The sequence below is a fragment of the Caballeronia sp. TF1N1 genome, assembly GCF_022878925.1.
Classification (GTDB): Bacteria; Pseudomonadota; Gammaproteobacteria; order Burkholderiales; family Burkholderiaceae; genus Caballeronia.
In genome coordinates this window covers 516711-535065 of the sequence record NZ_CP084628.1, presented here as the reverse complement: position 1 = coordinate 535065, position 18355 = coordinate 516711, and the positions used below count along the sequence as shown (strand labels likewise).

Genomic DNA, 18355 nt, shown 5'->3' with positions numbered 1-18355 from the left:
GGCCGCGCTGTGCGGGCGCAAGCCGCGTGACGACGGTTTGGAGGTTGCCCATGCGCGCGGGCCGCTGGCCGCGTCGCTTAGAATCGATGTCTTGTCGCCGTCGAACTCTTCACGGAGCCTTTTTTGAAGCCGAATTCGCTGTCGCCGGGGCTTATGCTCATCCACGGCAACCGCTCCGAGCGGCTGCGCGATCTGCTCGTCGAGTGGACGAAGCGCTATCCGCTCGCCCCGCTGGAAAACGAGATCATCCTCGTGCAAAGCAACGGTATCGCGCAGTGGCTCAAGTTGGCGCTCGCCGCGCATGTCGATGCCGCGAGCGGCGAGGGCGGTTGCGGTATCGCCGCCGCGCTCGATATCAGCCTGCCTTCGCGCTTCATTTGGCAAGCGTATCGCGCGGTGCTGGGCGCGGACGCGGTCGCGGAAGTCTCGCCGTTCGACAAGGCGCGCGTCGTCTGGCGGCTCATGCGCGTGGTGCCCGCGCTCGTCGGGCGCGAGGAATTCGAACCGCTGCGGCGCTTCATCCGTCATGACGACGATCGCCGCAAGCGCTTTCAACTGGCCGAGCGCATTGCCGATCTGTTCGATCAGTATCAGATGTATCGCGCGGACTGGCTCGCGAAGTGGGCCTCGGGCGAGGATGTCGTGATCGACGCGCGCGGGCAGGCGCATGCGCTACCCGCCGAACAGCGCTGGCAGGCGGCGCTCTGGCGCGCGCTGCTGGCCGATGTCGAACAAAGTCCGCACGACAATCCCAACGAAATCTCGTCGCTCGGCGGCCGCGCGGCGGTCCACGAAGCCTTCATGCAGCGCGCAGCGAGCTGGCCGGAAGGCAAGCGGCCGGCGGGCTTGCCGCGCCGCATCGTGGTGTTCGGCATATCGAGTCTGCCGCGTCAGTCCTTGGAAGCGCTGGCGGCGTTGTCGCGCTGGTCGCAGGTGCTCATGTGCGTGCCGAATCCGTGCGCGCATTACTGGGCCGACATCGTGCCCGACAAGGAGTTGCTGCGCGCCTCGCACGCGCGGCAGACGCGTCGCGAAGGCGCGCCCGCCGAATTGCAGCCGGAACAGTTGCATCTGCATGCGCATCCGCTGCTTGCGTCGTGGGGCAAGCAGGGACGCGACTTCATCGGCTTGCTGGACGAATTCGACAGCGCCGAGGCGCGCGAGAGCTATAGCCCGCAATTCGCGAGTATCGGGCAGCGTATCGATCTCTTCGAAGAGCGCGAAGCCGACACCATGCTGCAGCAGTTGCAGGACGATATCCGCGACCTTCGGCCGGTGCGGGAAAGCCGCGACCACTGGCCCGAAGTAGACCCGCAGTTCGATACGTCGATACGCTTTCATATCGCGCATAGCCCGCAGCGCGAGGTCGAGATCCTGCACGATCAGTTGCTCGCCGCGTTCAATGCGGACCCGCAATTGAGGCCGCGCGACATCATCGTGATGGTGCCGGATATCGAAACCTACGCGCCGCATATTCAGGCGGTGTTCGGTCTCTTCGAGCGCAGCGATCCGCGCTACATTCCATTCAGCGTGGCCGATCGCGGACAGCGCGCCGCCGATCCGCTGCTCGGCGCGCTCGAGGCGTTGCTCGGCCTGCCGCAATCGCGCTTCGCGGTGAGCGATCTGCTCGATCTGCTCGACGTGCCCGCGTTGCGCCGCCGGTTCGGCATGGAGGAAAGCGATTTGCCGCGTCTGCGTTCGTGGATTCGCGGCGCCAACGTGCGCTGGGGTCTGCATGCCGAACAGCGCGCGAGTCTCGGCTTGCCGCGCGATCAGGCAAGCGCCGCGCCGCATACGTGGGCGTTCGGGTTGCGCCGCATGCTGCTCGGCTACGCCGTCGGTAGCGATGCGCAAGCGTGGAACGACATCGAACCGTTCGGCGAAGTCGGCGGGCTTGATGCCGCGTTGCTCGGGCCGCTCGTGCGCCTTCTGGATGCGCTCGATCACACCTGGCGCAGTCTGCGCGAGCCGGCCACCGTGCCTGTCTGGTGCGAACGCCTGCGCGCGCTGCGCGTCGCGTTCTTCGAGAGCGACGACGCCGAAGACGCCTACACGTTCGCGCGTCTCGACAACGTGCTGCAGGACTGGCTCGACACCTGCAACGAAGCGGGCCTCGACGATGAACTGCCGCTTTCCGTCGTCGGCGACTACTGGCTTTCGCAACTCGACCAGGGCGCGCTGTCGCAGCGCTTCTTCGCGGGTGCGGTGACCTTCGCGACCCTCATGCCGATGCGCGCCATTCCGTTCCGTCACGTCTGCCTGCTCGGCATGAACGACGGCGACTATCCGCGCGCGCGCGTGCCGATGGACTTCGACCTGATGCGCGGCTACTACCGGCCGGGCGACCGCTCGCGTCGCGAGGACGACCGTTATCTGCTGCTCGAAGCGGTGTTGTCGGCGCGCGACCATCTGTATGTTTCGTGGGTCGGGCGCAGCATCAACGACAACAGCGAGCGGCCGCCTTCGGTGCTGATCGGGCAACTGCGCGATCATTTGTCGCAAGGCTGGCGTCTCTTCGACGAAGACGCATCGCTCGTGAATGCGCTGACCGTGGAGCATCGCCTGCAACCGTTCAGCGCGGACTACTTCGACGCGGACGACGAGGCATCGCCGCTCTTTACCTATGCGGCCGAATGGCGGGCGTCGAGCCGACCGAGGCACGCCCAATCCGATGACACGCCGCTTGCAACGCTCGCGCCGCTCGTGCGCGAAGAGCCGCTCACGCTGCGCGAACTCGCCGACTTTCTGAAGAATCCGGTGCGCCAGTTCTTCCGGCAACGTCTGCGCGTGTCGTTCGAAGTGGAGCAGATGGCGAGCGAGGACGACGAGCCTTTCGAGCTCGATGCGCTCGCCATCTGGAAGCTTCAGGACGAACTGATCCGCGCGCAGGCATCGATATTGAACGAAACGGGCGCGTTGCAAGAAGGCGCGCTGGAAGAAGCCCGCGATAACCGCATGGCGATGATCCGCCGCCGTGGCGATTTGGCAACGGGCGGCTTCGGCGACATCGCGAGCGGCAAGCTGCTCGAACCGATGGACAAGCTCTTCGAAGCGTGGCGCAAGGAGGTCGAGCGCTGGCCGGTGGCTATGGAGCGCGATCGCGAAGTGCGCTTCACGACCGAAGGCGCGACGCAGACGCTCGCGCTCGCGGATTGGCTCGGCAACTGGCGCGCCGACGCCGATGGCCGCGAGGCACGCCTCATCATGGAAACGCGCGAACTCGTCTCGGGCAAGGCGTATCGGTATGCAAGGCTCACGGGCGCATGGGTGGAACACCTCGCGGCGAATCTCGACGGACACGAGGTAACGACCGTGATCGTCAGCAAGAAGGGCGTCGTCGAATTCGCGCCGCTCGAAGCGAGCGTGGCGCGGCGGCATATGACCACGCTTCTGCAGGTCTGGGAGCGCGGCATGACGCGGCCGCTGCCGTTCGCGCTGGAATCCGCGCTCGAGTGGCTTTTCAAACATCGCATCGAGCCCGCCGAAGCGCACGGCGCCGCGCGCCGCAAGTACGAAGGCGACGACTATAACAAGGGCGAAGTGCAGAAAAATGCCTCGCTGCTGCGTGCGTATCCCCACTTCGCCGCGCTCGCGGCAAGCGGCGAATTCGCGGAACTGGCGGAGCATCTGCTCGACCCGCTCGTCTCCACCGTGGTCAAGAAAGAGAAGGCTGCCAAGGCATGAACGCATTCGATTCGCAGACCGTCCAGCCGCTCGATCCACTTCGTTTTCCGCTTGCGGGGCGCAGTCTGATCGAGGCGAGCGCGGGCACGGGCAAGACTTTCACCATCGCCATGCTGTATGTGCGGCTCGTGCTCGGCCACGATCCCGGCAACGACGCGGCGCGCCCGCTCACGCCGCCCGAGATTCTCGTCGTCACCTTCACCGATGCCGCGACCAAGGAACTGCGCGACCGTATCCGCGCGCGTCTGACCGAAGCGGCGCGCTACTTCCAGCAAGACGCAAGCGAAATCGAAGCGCTCGACCCTGGCGACGAAGACCTGCTGCACGCCTTGCGCGAAGAATACGAGCCCGAAGCGTGGCCTTCGTGCGCGCGGCGGCTCCAACTCGCGGCCGAATGGATGGACGAGGCGGCGGTGTCGACCATTCACGCGTGGTGCAACCGCATGCTGCGCGAGCATGCGTTCGATAGCGACAGCCTCTTCGACCAGACGCTCGAAACCGATCAAAGCGATCTGCTGGCGCAAGTCGTACGCGATTACTGGCGCACGTTTTTAGCGCCGCTCGACGAACGCCGCGCGGAAACGGTGGCCACGTGGGTATCCGGTCCGCGCGAGCTGCAAAAGACGCTGCGCAATCTCATCGACCTAGCCGAGCGTTTGCCCGATGCGCAAGCTCCCGCCGATGTGCTCAATGCGCGCGCCTTGCGTCTCGCGCAGATCAAGGAGCCGTGGAAGACGTGGCCCGAGATCATGGGCGAGTTGATCGATCAGGCGCGGCTTGCCAAGCGGTTCAAGCCGCGCAGTTACGGCAAAAGCGATTGCGACCGCTGGCTCAGGACGCTCGTCGAATGGGCGCACGACCCGCACGCGCTCATGCCCGATCTGACGAGCACCGCGTGGTCGCGGCTTACGCCCACCGCGCTCGCGGAGCATTGCGAAGGCGAGCCGCCGTCGCATGAAGCCTTCGAAGCCATGCTGACCTTGCAGGCCGATCTCATCGCACTCGAAGCGAGCCGCACCGAGATTCTCACGCACGCGGCGCGTTGGGTCGCGGAACGCTTTGCGGGCGAACAGGCACGGCGCGCGCAAATGGGCTTCGACGATCTGCTCGCGCGGCTCGATGCCGCGTTGCATGGCGCGAACGGCGCGCGTCTAGCCGAAGTCATTCGTCATCAGTTTCCGGTCGCGCTGATCGACGAGTTCCAGGATACCGATCCCGTCCAGTACCGTATCTTCGATGCCGTCTATCACGCGCAAGACGCGGGACAGGCGCTCATCATGATCGGCGACCCGAAGCAGGCCATCTACGCTTTCCGCGGCGCGGACATCTACACGTATCTCGCCGCGCGCCGCGCGCCGGGCACGCAACTCTTTACGCTCGCGAAGAACTTCCGCTCGACGGCCGCCATGGTCGATGCCGCCAACCATTGCTTCGACATGGCCGAAGCGCGCGCGGACGGCGAAGGCGCGTTCCTGTTTCGCAGCGGCGACGACAACCCGGTGCCGTTCATCAACGTGAGCGCGCAAGGCCGCGACGATGCGTTCGTCATCGATGGCGAAACGCCACCCGCGCTCACCGTCTGGTGCCTGCCGCCCAGCGACGACGGCAAGCCGACGAGCAAGACCGCCTACATTCAGCGGATGGCGCCGGGCTGCGCAAGCGAAATCGTGCGTTTGCTCAACCTTGGGCAGCGCGGCGAAGCAGGCTTCGAGGGATCGCGTGGCCGCCGTTCGCTCTCTCCCGCCGATCTCGCCGTGCTCGTCAACAACCGCACCGAAGCCGAAGCCATCCGGCGGGAGTTGCGCGCGCGCGGCGTGCGTTCGGTGTATCTGTCGGACAAGGACTCGGTATTCGCGAGTGACCAGGCGGGCGAACTCGTGCATTGGCTTGCCGCCTGCGCCGAACCGGAAGACGGACGGCTCGTGCGCGCCGCGCTTTCCACGCCGACGCTCGGACTCGACTTCGGCGAACTCGACGCGCTCTTCAGCAACGAAACGCAATGGGAAGCGTGCGTGCTGCAATTTCGCGGCTATCGCGAAAGCTGGCGGCGTCAGGGCGTCTTGCCGATGCTGCGGCGCCTTCTGAACGACTTCGACGTGCCCGCGCGTCTTTTCGAACTGCAAGCCGGCAACGGCGAGCGCGTGCTGACCGACCTGCTGCATCTGGCCGAACTGCTGCAACAGGCAAGCGTGCTGATCGAAGGCGAGCACGGGTTGATCCGGCATCTGGTGGAAGAACACGAGGCGGCGCTCGAAGGCAGCGGCGGCGATGCGCGCCAGATGCGTCTGGAAAGCGACGGCGATCTCGTCAAGGTGGTGACCATCCACAAGTCGAAGGGGCTGGAGTATCCGCTCGTGTTTCTGCCTTTTGCGTGCGCGCATCGTGCGGTGACGCCGAAGGATCTGCCCTTGAAATGGCACGATGAAACCGGCGAGCTCAACGTTACGCTCGACGGCGACGAAGACATCCTCGTCAAGGCCGACGACGAACGCCTCGGGGAAGACCTGCGCAAGTTCTACGTGGCGCTGACGCGCGCGCGCTATGCGACGTGGATCGGCATGGCGCCGCTCGAAGCGCTCGAACGCAGCGCCATCGGTTATTTGACGGGCGGGCGGGGGCCTGTCGTCCCGGCCGAATTATTCGACCGGCTGAGCGATGTGTTCGGGGCATCGGCGAATATCGCGGTTTTGCCCGCGCCCGAGGCTCGCGCCGAGCGCCTTGCCGCGCGTGCCGAAACCGCGCTCGCCAGCGACGCCCGCAAGTCGGTGCGCGTGGTGCGCGAAGCCTGGTGGATTGCGAGCTATTCGAGTCTCAAGACGTCGAGCGGCACGCATGCCGCGCCGGATACGCCGGTCGAAGACGTCTTCATCGAAACGCGCGATGCGCAAAGCGAAGCGTCGCAGGAAGAAGACGCCGATGCACCGCGCGCGGTGTTATCGTCCGGACGCACGCTGCATGACTTTCCGCGTGGCTCGGAGCAAGGCAGCTTCTTGCACGACTTGCTGGAATGGGCCGCGCAACAAGGCTTCCAACACACCGCCGACGACCCCGCCGCGTTACGCGAACTCGTCGCGCGGCGCTGCGCCGTGCGTGGCTGGGAGCGCTGGATCGCGCCGCTCACCGCGTGGATCTTGAAGATCGTATCGACGCGTTTCGTCGTGAAGGCCGCGCACGGCATGCGGGCGACTGCCATTGCGCTGGGGGACCTCGACACGTCGCTCGCCGAAATGGAGTTCTGGTTCGAGGCGCGGCACGTCGACACGACCGCCGTCGACCGGCTCGTGTGCGCGCATACGGCCGGCGGCGCCGCGCGGCCCGCGCTCGAACACGCGCAACTCAACGGCATGCTGAAGGGCTTCATGGACCTCGTGTTCGAGCACGAAGGGCGCTATTACGTGGCGGACTATAAGTCGAACTGGCTCGGTTCGGACGATTCGGCCTACACGACCGAGCGCATTCGCGCGCAGATGCTGCGCTCGCGGTACGACCTGCAGTTCGTGCTTTACACGCTTGCGTTGCATCGGCTGCTCAAGGCGCGTCAGCCGGATTACGACTACGACGAGCATATCGGCGGCGCGGTTTATCTCTTCGTGCGCGGCCTCGACGCCCCGACTCAAGGTCTCTACGCCGAACGTCCGCCACGCGCGCTGATCGAGCAACTCGACGCGTTGTTCATGGGCGAGGCCCGCGCTGTCATCGCAGAAACGGAGTGGGAATGAGCCTTTTGCCGTCCGGCACGCAAGCCGAATTTTCCTTCGAAGAGAGCGAACCCACGCAATCCGTCTTCGATACGACCGAAGACACCGCGCATCTGCTCGATGCCTGGGTAAAGCGTGGATGGCTGCGTGAAGTCGATGCCGCATTCGCCCGTTTCCTCGCCCGCGAAGCCGCCGACGCGCACGGTCTGCTGATCCTCGCGGCGGCTTTGGCGAGCCATCAACTCGGACGCGGACACGCCTGCCTCGATCTCGCCGCGACGCTGGCCGATCCCGGCTTCGTGCTCTCGTTGCCGCCCGATGGCCATCTCGACCCGGACGCGAGCGACGACGAGGAAAAAGACCTGCTGCCATCCAAAGTGCTCGAAGGCCTGACACTCGCGCGCTGGCAGGAAGCGCTGGCGCATGCCGCGCTCGTCGGCCATGGCGCGGGTGCGACGCCGCTCGTGTTCACCGGCACGCGGCTTTATCTGCGGCGCTACTGGCGCTACGAACAGGACGTGTGCCGCGCCATTCGCGAACGGCTCGATGCCTCCGCGAACGCGCCCGATGCAGCCGCGTTGCGTGCCGCGCTCGACACGCTGTTTTCCTCCGCATCGGCGGCGACCGACTGGCAGAAGATCGCCTGCGCGCTCGCCGCCAAAAGCGCCTTCAGCATCGTGACGGGCGGGCCGGGCACGGGCAAGACCACGACCGTCGTCAAGCTACTGGCGTTATTGCAGGCACAGGCGCTTGCCACGGGCGGCGACGCGCGCGCGTTGCGCATTCGCCTCGCCGCACCAACGGGGAAGGCCGCCGCGCGTCTGAACGAATCGATCGCGGGCGCGGTCGCGCGACTGCCGCTCGATGCCTTCGCGAACGGCGCCGACATCCGCGCGGCGATCCCCGTCGCCGTGACCACGTTGCATCGCTTGCTCGGAACGGTGCCGGATTCGCGGCGCTTTCGGCATCATGCGGAGAATTTGCTGTCGCTCGATGTCCTCGTGATCGACGAAGCCTCCATGGTCGATCTGGAGATGATGAACGCCGTGCTCGCCGCGCTGCCGCCGGACGCGCGCCTGATCCTGCTCGGCGACAAGGACCAGCTTGCGTCCGTCGAAGCGGGCGCGGTACTCGGCGAATTGTGCAGACGCGCATCGAAGGCGCATTACACGCCCGCAACGCAAGCGTGGATCGAAGCGGCGACGGGCGAGCATTTAGACGGCGAATACATCGATGCGAACGGCAGCGCGCTCGACCAGTCCATCGCGATGCTGCGGGTGAGTCATCGCTTCTCGGCGGCGAGCGGTATCGGGCAACTCGCCGATGCGGTCAACAAGGGCGATGCGCTCGAAGTCCAGAAAGTCTGGTCGCATGGCCACGACGATCTCGCCTTCGTCGAATGTCCGCCGGATAGCGACGCGGTACTGAAGGCGCTCGCCGTGGAAGGCACGGCGGGGCACGCCAGCGAAGTACCGGAGCGCCAGGGTTATCGTCACTATCTGCAAACGATGCGCGAGCGGCAGCCCGCCCACGACGCCGACGCCGCCGCTTTCGACACGTGGGCGCGCGCGGTGCTTCACGCTCACGACGCTTTTCAGTTGCTGTGCGCGCTGCGTCGCGGCGCGTGGGGCGTGGAAGGGCTGAACAAGCGCATTGCACGCATGCTGCACGAGGAAGGCTTGATTGCCGCGAACGCGGAGTGGTATCTCGGCCGCCCGGTGCTCGTGACGCGCAACGATTACGAGCTTGGGCTCATGAACGGCGATATCGGCATCACGCTCGCCTTGCCGGTGCACGATGGCACCTGGAGCCTGCGCGTAGCCTTCACCGCGGGCGATGGCAGCGAACGCATTCGCTGGGTGCTGCCAAGCCGTCTGCAAGCCGTGGAGACCGTCTTCGCGCTCACGGTGCACAAGTCGCAAGGCTCCGAGTTCACGCATGCGGCGCTCGTGCTGCCCGAGCGCTTGAGCCCCGTGCTGACGCGCGAGCTGGTCTATACCGGCATTACCCGGGCGCGGCGTTTTCTCACGATCGCGAGCGCGGGCGGCAAGAGTGTCGTCGAGCGCGCGGTGCAGGCGCGCGTGCTGCGGGCGAGCGGCTTGTCGGCGGGCTTCGGGACGCAGGCATCGGATTAGGCGGCCGCTGCTTTCGCTATGCGCACAGGCACCGACTTGTACGAAGGCGTGCCGCTTTCCTTGTCGATGTAGTCGAGCGGCACCAGCACGTTCGCCTCGGGATAATAAGCCCCGATGGAGCCGCGAGCGATCTTGTACGCGATGACCGTGAAGCCCGCGAGCTTCTGCGTGCCATCGTTGGCATGGCCAGGCAGGGCCGTTTCGACATCGACGACATCTCCATGTTCGAGTTGCTGCACGGCCATGTCCGCTTCGTTCATGAAGATCACATCGCGACGGCCGAACACGCCGCGATAGCGGTCGTCGAGTCCGTAGATCGTCGTGTTGTATTGGTCGTGGCTGCGCAAGGTCGTGAGCTTAAGCACGTCGTCGGCTTCGAGCGCGTTCTCTTCGTTCAGTCCGCCAAACGTGATGAACTCCGCTTTGCCCGATGGCGTCGTCCACACGCGTTCGGTCGGCGGCAAGGGCAGGCGGAAACCGCCCGGTATGCGAATCCGCTCGTTGAAGCGCTCGAAGCCTGAGAATACGGCTTCGATGCCATCGCGGATGCGGTCGTAGTCGGCAATCATGTCGAGCCAGCGCACTTTGCTATGCAAGAGCGTCGCCTGCGCAATGCCCGCGATGATCGCAGGCTCCGAGCGCAACGAAGGCGACGCGGGCGGCAGCTTGCCGCGCGAGGCATGCACCATCGACATCGAATCCTCGACGGTCACGGCTTGCGCGCCGCTCGCCTGCTCGTCCATCTCCGTGCGCCCGAGACAAGGGAAGATGAACGATTCCTTGCCCGTGAGAAGGTGATTGCGATTGAGCTTGGTGTTGATGTGCACGGCAAGATCGAGCTTGCGCATGGCGGCGAAGCATTTGGTCGAGTCGGGCAGGGCGACCGAGAAATTGCCGCCCAGACAAAACAGCGCCTTAGATTTGCCATCGAGAATGGCCTGAATGGCGCGCACGGCGTCGTGCCCATGCGCCTTGGGCGGCACGAAGCCGTAAGTCGCTTCCATGCGCGTGAGCATGTCGGCGGGCGGCTTTTCGGTGATGCCGACCGTGCGATTGCCCTGCACGTTCGAATGTCCGCGCAACGGACAGATGCCCGCGCCCGGCTTGCCGAAGTTGCCGCGCATGAACAGCAGATTGGCGATCTGATGCACGTTGGCCGTGCCCTTGCTGTGCTGCGTAATCCCCATGCCATACGTGACGATGGTCGCGTTCGACTTCACGTAGGCGCGCGCGACGAGTTCGAGTTCGTCGCGCGTGAGACCGCTGGCTTTCTCGATATCGGCCCATTCGGTGCCGTGCAGATCGGCGACGAAGGCTTCGTAGCCGTTCGTGTGGCCTCGGATGAACTCATGGTCGATGACGGTGCCATCGGCATCGACGGCGTCGTCGAGCGCGATGATTGCCTTCTGAATGCCCTTGAGCGCCGCCGCATCGCCGCCCACTTTCACCTGATAGTACGAAGAGGCGATGTCCGTCGAACGCATGGTGGCCATTTCGACGGCGTCTTGAGGATCGGCAAAACGTTCCAGCGCGCGCTCGCGCAACGGATTGAACACGATGATGGGCACGCCGCGCCGCGCCATTTCCCACAGCGTACCCATCATGCGAGGATGGTTCGTGCCGGGATTGTGTCCCATCGCGATGAGCAGTTCGCAATGATCGAAGTCTTCGAGCGAGACCGTTCCCTTGCCGATGCCGATCGATTGCGGCAAGCCGACGCTCGTCGCTTCGTGGCACATGTTCGAGCAGTCGGGAAAGTTGTTGCTGCCGTATTCGCGTGCGAAAAGCTGGTACAGAAAGGCGGCTTCGTTCGATGCGCGCCCCGACGTGTAAAACTCGGCTTCATCCGGCGAGGCGAGCGAACGCATGACTTCGCCGATGCGCTTGAACGCGGCGTCCCATTCGATCGCCTCGTATTTGTCCGTGGTCTTGTTGTAGGCCATCGGATGCGTCAGGCGGCCTTCGTTTTCGAGGTCGTAGTCGGACCATTCGAGCAAAGACGTGACGGTGTGTCTGGCGAAGAATTCAGGCGGGACGCGCTTCTTGGTGGCTTCCCAAGTCACGGCCTTGGCGCCGTTCTCGCAGAACTGGAATGTCGAGCGATGCTCCTTATCCGGCCACGCGCAGCCGGGGCAGTCGAAGCCGTCGGGCTGATTGGTGCGCAAGAGCGTGAGCGGCGCCTTGAAGGCGTCCATTTGCTGCCGCACGGCGCGCGCGGTGGCGTTGAGCGCCCCCCAGCCGCCTGCCGGGCTGTCGTAGAGCTCGATGCCTTGCACTTTCCGATGATCTGCCATGACGACTCCCGGACGTTGATAGCGTTGCTGCCATGACGTGAGCGTCGCATCTGAAGTGGGGGAGGTCGTGCAGGATCGAACGGTTTTAGCGGATAGGCACGGCGACGTTATCGCCAGCGCGGGTCGTCCAGCACCAGGCGTACTTCGCGTGCAAGATCGGCCTGACGATAAGGCTTGTGGATGACCTTGAAGCGCACGCCATTTGCATCGGCGATATCCTCGATGGTTTCGGCGTAGCCCGTCGCCACCAGTACACGCAGTTCGGGCTTCAGACGCTTGGCTTCGCGCGCGAGTCCCGCGCCGGTCAAGGCACCCGGCATCACGAAGTCCGTGAAGAGCAAATCGAATGCTTCGTCGGATGCGAGAATGGCCAGCGCGTCCGCTGCGTTGAGCGCGAGCTTCGTCGAATAGCCCATTTCGTCGAGCATGGCTTGCGCGACTTCGCCCACGTCGCGCCGGTCATCCACGATCAGTACTTTCTCGGTTCCTCTTTGGCTGATCACGTGCGAGGTGTCTTGCGACGCCTCCTCGGCCACATCCACCGAGGGGAAATAGAACGTGAGCGTCGAGCCGACGCCGTAGTCGGACGATATGGTGAGCGCGCCGCCTGTCTGACGCGCGAACGAAGCCACCATGCTCAAGCCAAGCCCCGTGCCCTTGCCACGGCCCTTGGTGGTAAAGAACGGCGTCAGCACCTTGCCGGCAACTTCCGGCGTCATGCCCGTGCCGTTGTCGGTGATGGATAGCGTGACGTAGCGTCCTTCGGGTAGATCGACGAGGCCTTTTGAATTGGCCTTCGTGAGTTCGAAGTTATCCGTGCGCAGGAGCACTTGCGCGTCGGTTTGGCCGCTCAATGCGTCGCGCGCATTCAGGATGATATTGAGCATGGCCATTTCGAGTTGCCCGACGTCCAGTTGGCAATTGCGCAAGTCACTGGCAAATTCCGTGCGGATTGAAATGGTGTCGCCGAGCGTGTGACGCGCGAGTTCCAGCAAGTCGTCGCAGATGCCGTTCAGGTTCACCGTGCGCCCGACCAGCACCTGCTTGCGCGCGAACAACAGCATTTGCTGTGTGAGCGACGACGCCGTTTTGACCGCGCCGCGAATCTTGGCGATGTTCTTCAGGATGGTTTCGTCGCGTGCATCGGTCTTGACGCTGAGGTCGAGCAGATCGACATAACCGACCATGACTTGCAGCAGGTTATTGAAATCGTGCGCCACGCCGCCGGCCAGTTGACCGAGCGCTTCCATTTTCCGCGCCTGATGCAGACCTTCTTCGGCTTCGTGCCTGCGGCTCACATCGACCTGGGACGCGAAGAAGTACACGAGTTCGTTCTCTTCGGTGAAGATGGGCGCAATGAAAAGCTCGTTCCAGAATGTCGTCTTGTCCTTTCGATAGTTCAGGACTTCGGCGGCGAACTCTCTGCCTTCCTTAAGCGCGACGCGGAGATCGGCAAGCGCCGTCAGGTCGGTGTCCGGACCTTGCAGAAACCTGCAATTGCGGCCGTAGATCTCGGCGTCGGTGTAACCCGTGAGCTTGCGAAAGGCATCGTTGGCAAAGATGATCGGGTAGTCGGGAAGGCGTGCGTCCGCCACCAGCATGGGCGTGCGCGTGGTGGTGGCGGCCGCGAAGAACAGATCGTCCCGGCGCGGGTCGAGTCCTCGGTTTTGTTCGACGAAAGGTCGTGGGCCATGTATGGGTGAGTGCATGATCGCTGCTCGCAGAACGTTTCCGCAGACACGCAGTTTGCGCGCTCTGCGCCGGCTGCGAGTGATTATTTGCACGAGCTGGTTGAGCACCGGGGGCGAATGATGGTTCGATACGCCATCGAAGCCTCACCGCCACGAAGACAAAGCTGCCGCCAAGCGGTTTGCGCTCGATTTTCGGCTTGGTCCGTGCTTTACGCTTGGCAACGCTCAAGCGCCGCGCAATTCGCGACATCGAGCGCCCGCGTTTCAATGAGCGCCTCTCGTGCTCTACGACGTCGTACCTTAGGTAGCCGGCTTGTCTGCCTGATCCTTGTGCTCCGGGCTGTCCGTGACATCCAGATCGTCGAGCACCGAGTCGATCTTCTCACTGTCGCCGTTATCCAGTTTTTCCTGGACTTCGTCGTCAGTCAGCGAATCGGTTTTATCGGCGGGGTGCTGCTCTGCATTACCCGAAGGCATGGGTTTGTAGTTCATGTCGTCCCTTGATTCCAGTTGAAGGTCTGTTGCAAGCGCAATCGCAAGGCGCCCGAGGTATTCGCAAAAAAGCCAAAAAGCACCCGCGACGGGCCTGCCACGGGCGGCGCGCAATGGCGGGTCTGTCGACTCTCTGCCCGGCGAAATCACCGCGTCAGGAGACATCCCCTGACCACGACCCTCGGTGATCCTTAACAATCAGCATGAATCGTTCCGAATGTCAAAAAAGGCGGTCTCGATGGGGAACGCGTAGGACTTGCGGTAGGGCTTGCGTGGCTTGCAGGCCAAGCGGTAGACGAGCGAGGGAGGTTCGTTCGATTGCCAGCGCGGACTGCGACAGCACCCGTGGAGACGCGCACAGGAAGTATCGGTAGACGGAAGATGGTTGCCTGGGAAGGTGTTTGGAACTGGCAAAACGACTCAGGTGTCGAGTCATGCGCCCCGCGACCTGTACGCCGAAGCGAAGCGAAAGTGAAATACTCCTACCGACCCAGCGTCACATGCACCAGACACGGCAGATACTTTTCGCTGCCCGGATGCATGCGGATCAAGTTGTCCGCGAGCCTCGGCCAGCCACGCGGCGCGCGGTATTCGAGCAAGCTCACCGATTCGATGCCCGGTGACCACGCGCGCAGACAAGCTTCGATGTCGTTGGTATCGATGCCCCACGGCATTGGCGGTAAGCGGTAGTACGGCGTTTTCATCACACCCCACATGGTCAGCGACGAAAACCATTGCGGTATGACATCGAAGATCATCTGGGCTTTGGGAAAGCGCGCGGCGATATCGTTGAACAGGCGCTTCACTGCCGCCGGGTCGAGGTACATCAGCAAGCCTTGAGCGACGACCAGCACATCGCCGTCCGAATCGATCTCTTTTGCCCACAGCGGATCGAGCGCGCTCGCCGCAATGTGACGAAAGCGCTTCGATGGCTGCAAAAAATTCTCCCGAAACGCGATGGCAGCGGGAAGGTCGACGGTGAGCCACTTCATGCGGCCGTTATCGACACGGTGTGCCTGAGTTTCAAGGCCTTCGCCCAGCGAAGCGACTACGCCATTCGGATGATCTTCGAGCCAGCGCAAGACCAGATGATCGATTTCGGCGGCGCGTGCCGCGAACGAGCCGTCCGGGACACCGAAGCGTCCCGCGAAGTCATAATCGATCGCAGCGCAGATTCTGGAACTCTCGGGATCGGACAACACGGGGTTCGGCCGTCTGGCCTCGCACGCGCGGTCATACAGCGTCCACAGCATCGTTTCCGATACGCCCTGAAGGTTCACCACGATATCTGCCTTCGCTTCGCCGCTTTTCGACTGGCGCGCGGCGGCACGTCGGCGCCGTAGCGGGACAGTCGCGGTGCTCACAAGGCACCTAGCCGTTTGGCATTGGCTGTCGCGCGGTCGTGAATGGGAGCAAGCGTTTCCTGGATCACGTGCGTGGCCGAATTGGCCAGACGCAGCGGATTGATCGGCGCGTTATTGACGACGCCAAGCAAAACGGCCTGCCGCTCCAGCCATTGTGATGCAGTCTGGCTGGATGCCAGCGCGATAGTCGCGGAAGAGGCTTCCCAGATGAGCCGCGTCGTGTCGGCGGCGAGGGTGATGGCAAGGGTGAGACAGCCGGAGCCGAGCGCTTGCAACGCTTCCGTCGCGGCTTCTTTCTTTTCGGTGCTCATCAGGCTGAATTCGGTTTGATCGCGCTCGCTCGGCAGCGGTCCCGCCATCGCCATGCGGACCGTGCGATGTCCCACCACCTGCGAGGTCGCGCGGAACATCTCGCTTGCGTCGGAGAGCGTTTCGAGCCAGCTGGTCGAGAGGTCGCGAAGGGGGGAAGCGGACGTAGATGCGGCCATGTAGGCGCTCCTTTGATAGTGGAAACTAGGCGGATGGCCTACTGACGATTGTCGATAGTCGACTGCAACTTGACGATGCGAGCGCGGCTAATGGAACCGCGAGCAATGCACAGGCCCATGATAGGCCGATAAATGTTGCGACGCAACATAAAAGCACATGTCGCTGCTATTAGTCGAGCAATGCGATGCCTGCATGAAAAGAACGGTCATTCATAAGCGACGATCAGCTAGTTTTCAACGCAGTTCGCTGCGTGCGTTCCTGCGCAGCACATCGGCGGGTACGCCAAAGGTCCGCAAGAACGCGCGACGCATGCGTTCGCGGTCGGCGAAGCCGGTTTCATCGGCGACCACGTTGATCGTGTGACGCCCTTGCTCAATCATGAATCTCGCGGCTTCCAGCCGAATCTGTTCAACGGCCTTGGCCGGCGACTGACCCGTTTCGGCCATGAACGCTCGGCTGAATTGCCTCGGGCTAAGGTTCGCCACCGCCGCGAGTTCCTCGACCGTGAGTGGATTGCGCAGATTGCGGCGAATGTGCGCGACGACCAACTCGATACGATCGGACCTAGGCGTCATCTCGAGCAACGCGGAATGCTGCTTCTGCCCGCCGAGCCGACGCTGATGCATCACGAGAAGCCGGGCGACGAGCTTCGCGGCATCCGGGCCGAGGTCATTGTCGATCAGCGCCAGAATGAGATCGATGCCGGCGGTCATGCCGGCCGAGGTCCAGACCGGGCCATCGTTGATGAAGATCCGGTCCTCGTCCGTCGTCACGTCCGCAAAACGCGCCCTGAATTCGGGTGCATGCGCCCAGTGCATGGTCGCGCGCCGTCCGTCCAACAGTCCCGCTTCGGCGAGCACGAAAGCGCCGCTGCAAATGGAAGCAATCCGTCTCGATGCCTTGGCCGCCGCTTGCACGAACGCAATCAGATTCGCATCGAATGAAGGCATTTTGAGTTCGGTGATCGACCCGACGATGACAGTGTCGAAAGCCGGGTCGCCGAAAGCCTCGGTCGAAAGCGTCATGCCTCCCGACGACTCGATCAAGCCACCGTGTTCGGACAACAGACGAATGTCGTAGTACGGGCCGGTCGGCGGAAGGTTCGCCAGTTCGAACGCCGTCAAGGCCGCAAGACTCATCATCTGAAACCTTTGCGGCACGATGAAACCGATCCGATGCATGGTTAGTCCCGCCGTGTGATGTCCTGAATGGTGGCAACTACGACATGGATCGTAACGGCGCGGAACGTTAAGGTACAAGCGATTTCCACATCCGCTCGCATCGAGTGAGACGACGAACATTGCGTCGCAAATCGCCCGGGCCGCAGCCGAGCAGATAGTGGCGATCCTTTGAAGCCGCGAAGGCATGGTCTAAAAGTATTGTCTCGAGCGGGCGTCGCGCACCGAATACAACCATCGGGCTATTTGCCCTGATCGCCAGGAGAAAGGACATGGACTTCAACCATCTCATCGCGGAACGTAACGCGCACTTCGTTCAAACGCGGTTCGAGCCTGAACTGAAGATGCTGCCGTCGCTGGGGACGATTGTCGTTGGCTGTGTGGATCCGCGTGTCGATCCTGCCGCCGTGCTTGGGCTGGAACAAGGCGAAGCGGCGGTGATTCGCAACGTGGGCGGGCGTCTCAATCGATCATTGCTCGAAACGCTGGCCGTGCTGAGCGTCGTGGCGCGTGCGGCCGGACGCCCGAATGGCGGGCGCAACCTCGTGCTGCTTCAGCATACGGATTGCGGAATCATCGGATGCCATCGGCATGCGCCTGCGCTGCTTGCGCAGTATCTCGACGTCGAGCCTTCCGCGCTCGATGCCCTTGCCATTACCGAGCCCTACCAGGCAGTCGCGCTGGACGTCGCGGCGCTCAAGGCCAATACGACGTTGCCGGATGATCTAGTGGCGTCGGGTTTGGTCTATGACGTAACGACCGGTCGTGTCGAAACGGTTGTTCCGCCGGCGCCGTTGCGTGAAGCGGCTGCCTGATTGACCGGTGCCGCGAGCGCCCTGGCATGCTGCCTTGCCGGACGACTTCCGGGCAAGGCAGCACGCCTTTGAGCGATCCTGGTAACGGCTTACTTTCCGATGCCAAGCAACTCGATCTCGAAAGTGAGATCGCTGTTCGGCGGAATCGAGCCGATACCGCGTTCGCCGTAAGCGGTCGCTGCCGGGCACGTCAGCTTGGCCTTGCCGCCGACTTTCATCTTCTGCACGCCTTGCGTCCAGCAGGGAATCACGCGACCGAGCGGGAAGCTGGCAGGGCCGCCGTGCTTGTCCGACGCGTCGAATTCGGTGCCGTTCGCGAGCGTGCCGCGATAGTTCACGCGCACGACGTCGTCGGCCGTAGGTTGCGGTCCCGTTCCTTGCTTGATGTGTTCGACGACGACACCCGACGGCAACTTGTCGACCGGGTTTGCAGCGAATGCAGTCGATGCAAGAGTCGAAGCAGCAAGCAAAGCAATGACGAATTTCATGCGAGATCCTCGTTTGTCAAAACCTGA

General features: G+C 63.5%; 11 protein-coding genes. 4 read left to right on the top strand and 7 right to left on the bottom strand.

Annotation, left to right across the window (positions count from 1 at the left end; translation table 11 throughout):
- Positions 1–123 precede the first annotated feature (123 nt).
- From recC to recD, 3 genes are read left to right on the top strand one after another with little or no spacing between them, the layout of a single operon-like run.
- Positions 124–3684, top strand: coding sequence for an exodeoxyribonuclease V subunit gamma (gene recC, locus LDZ28_RS23150; RefSeq protein WP_244830939.1), 3561 nt, complete (start codon positions 124–126; stop codon positions 3682–3684).
- On the top strand, positions 3681–7403 hold the full coding sequence (recB, locus tag LDZ28_RS23145) for an exodeoxyribonuclease V subunit beta (RefSeq protein ID WP_244830938.1): 3723 nt from the start codon (positions 3681–3683) through the stop codon (positions 7401–7403). The genes recC and recB overlap by 4 nt, the downstream gene beginning before the upstream one ends.
- Positions 7400–9517 carry an exodeoxyribonuclease V subunit alpha gene (gene recD / locus LDZ28_RS23140; RefSeq protein WP_244830937.1) on the top strand — a complete coding sequence of 706 codons (2118 nt, stop codon included), beginning with the start codon at positions 7400–7402 and terminating at the stop codon, positions 9515–9517. The genes recB and recD overlap by 4 nt, the downstream gene beginning before the upstream one ends.
- Here the strand turns inward: recD and LDZ28_RS23135 are convergent.
- The 6 genes from LDZ28_RS23135 to LDZ28_RS23110 all read right to left on the bottom strand — a co-directional run bounded on the left by LDZ28_RS23135 (position 9514) and on the right by LDZ28_RS23110 (position 17028).
- Positions 9514–11811, bottom strand: coding sequence for an FdhF/YdeP family oxidoreductase (locus LDZ28_RS23135; RefSeq protein ID WP_244830936.1), 2298 nt, complete (start codon positions 11809–11811; stop codon positions 9514–9516). The two genes, recD and LDZ28_RS23135, sit on opposite strands and share 4 nt — an antisense overlap.
- 107 nt (positions 11812–11918) lie before the next feature.
- Positions 11919–13520, bottom strand: a complete 1602-nt coding sequence (locus LDZ28_RS23130) for a histidine kinase famiy protein (RefSeq protein ID WP_244830935.1) — start codon at positions 13518–13520, stop codon at positions 11919–11921.
- A gap of 282 nt (positions 13521–13802) precedes the next feature.
- Positions 13803–13994, bottom strand: coding sequence for a hypothetical protein (locus tag LDZ28_RS23125; protein ID WP_244830934.1), 192 nt, complete (start codon positions 13992–13994; stop codon positions 13803–13805).
- 482 nt (positions 13995–14476) lie between these two features.
- Positions 14477–15277 (bottom strand): class I SAM-dependent methyltransferase, encoded by an 801-nt coding sequence (locus tag LDZ28_RS23120; RefSeq protein WP_244830933.1) that lies wholly within the window; start codon positions 15275–15277, stop codon positions 14477–14479.
- 77 nt (positions 15278–15354) lie between these two features.
- A complete protein-coding gene (locus tag LDZ28_RS23115) occupies positions 15355–15846 on the bottom strand; it encodes a polyhydroxyalkanoate granule-associated phasin (protein ID WP_244830932.1) in 492 nt (163 codons plus the stop codon).
- A gap of 234 nt (positions 15847–16080) precedes the next feature.
- Entirely contained in the window at positions 16081–17028 is a 948-nt protein-coding gene (locus LDZ28_RS23110; protein ID WP_244830931.1) for a GlxA family transcriptional regulator, read from the bottom strand.
- A gap of 269 nt (positions 17029–17297) precedes the next feature.
- Here LDZ28_RS23110 and LDZ28_RS23105 point away from each other — a divergent pair, with 269 nt between their 5' ends.
- Positions 17298–17840: a carbonic anhydrase gene (locus LDZ28_RS23105; protein ID WP_244830930.1), complete on the top strand. Its 543-nt coding sequence runs from the start codon at positions 17298–17300 to the stop codon at positions 17838–17840.
- Between the two features lie 89 nt (positions 17841–17929).
- Here the strand turns inward: LDZ28_RS23105 and LDZ28_RS23100 are convergent, their stop codons facing one another.
- Positions 17930–18328, bottom strand: coding sequence for an FKBP-type peptidyl-prolyl cis-trans isomerase (locus tag LDZ28_RS23100; protein WP_244830929.1), 399 nt, complete (start codon positions 18326–18328; stop codon positions 17930–17932).
- Positions 18329–18355: the final 27 nt, after the last annotated feature.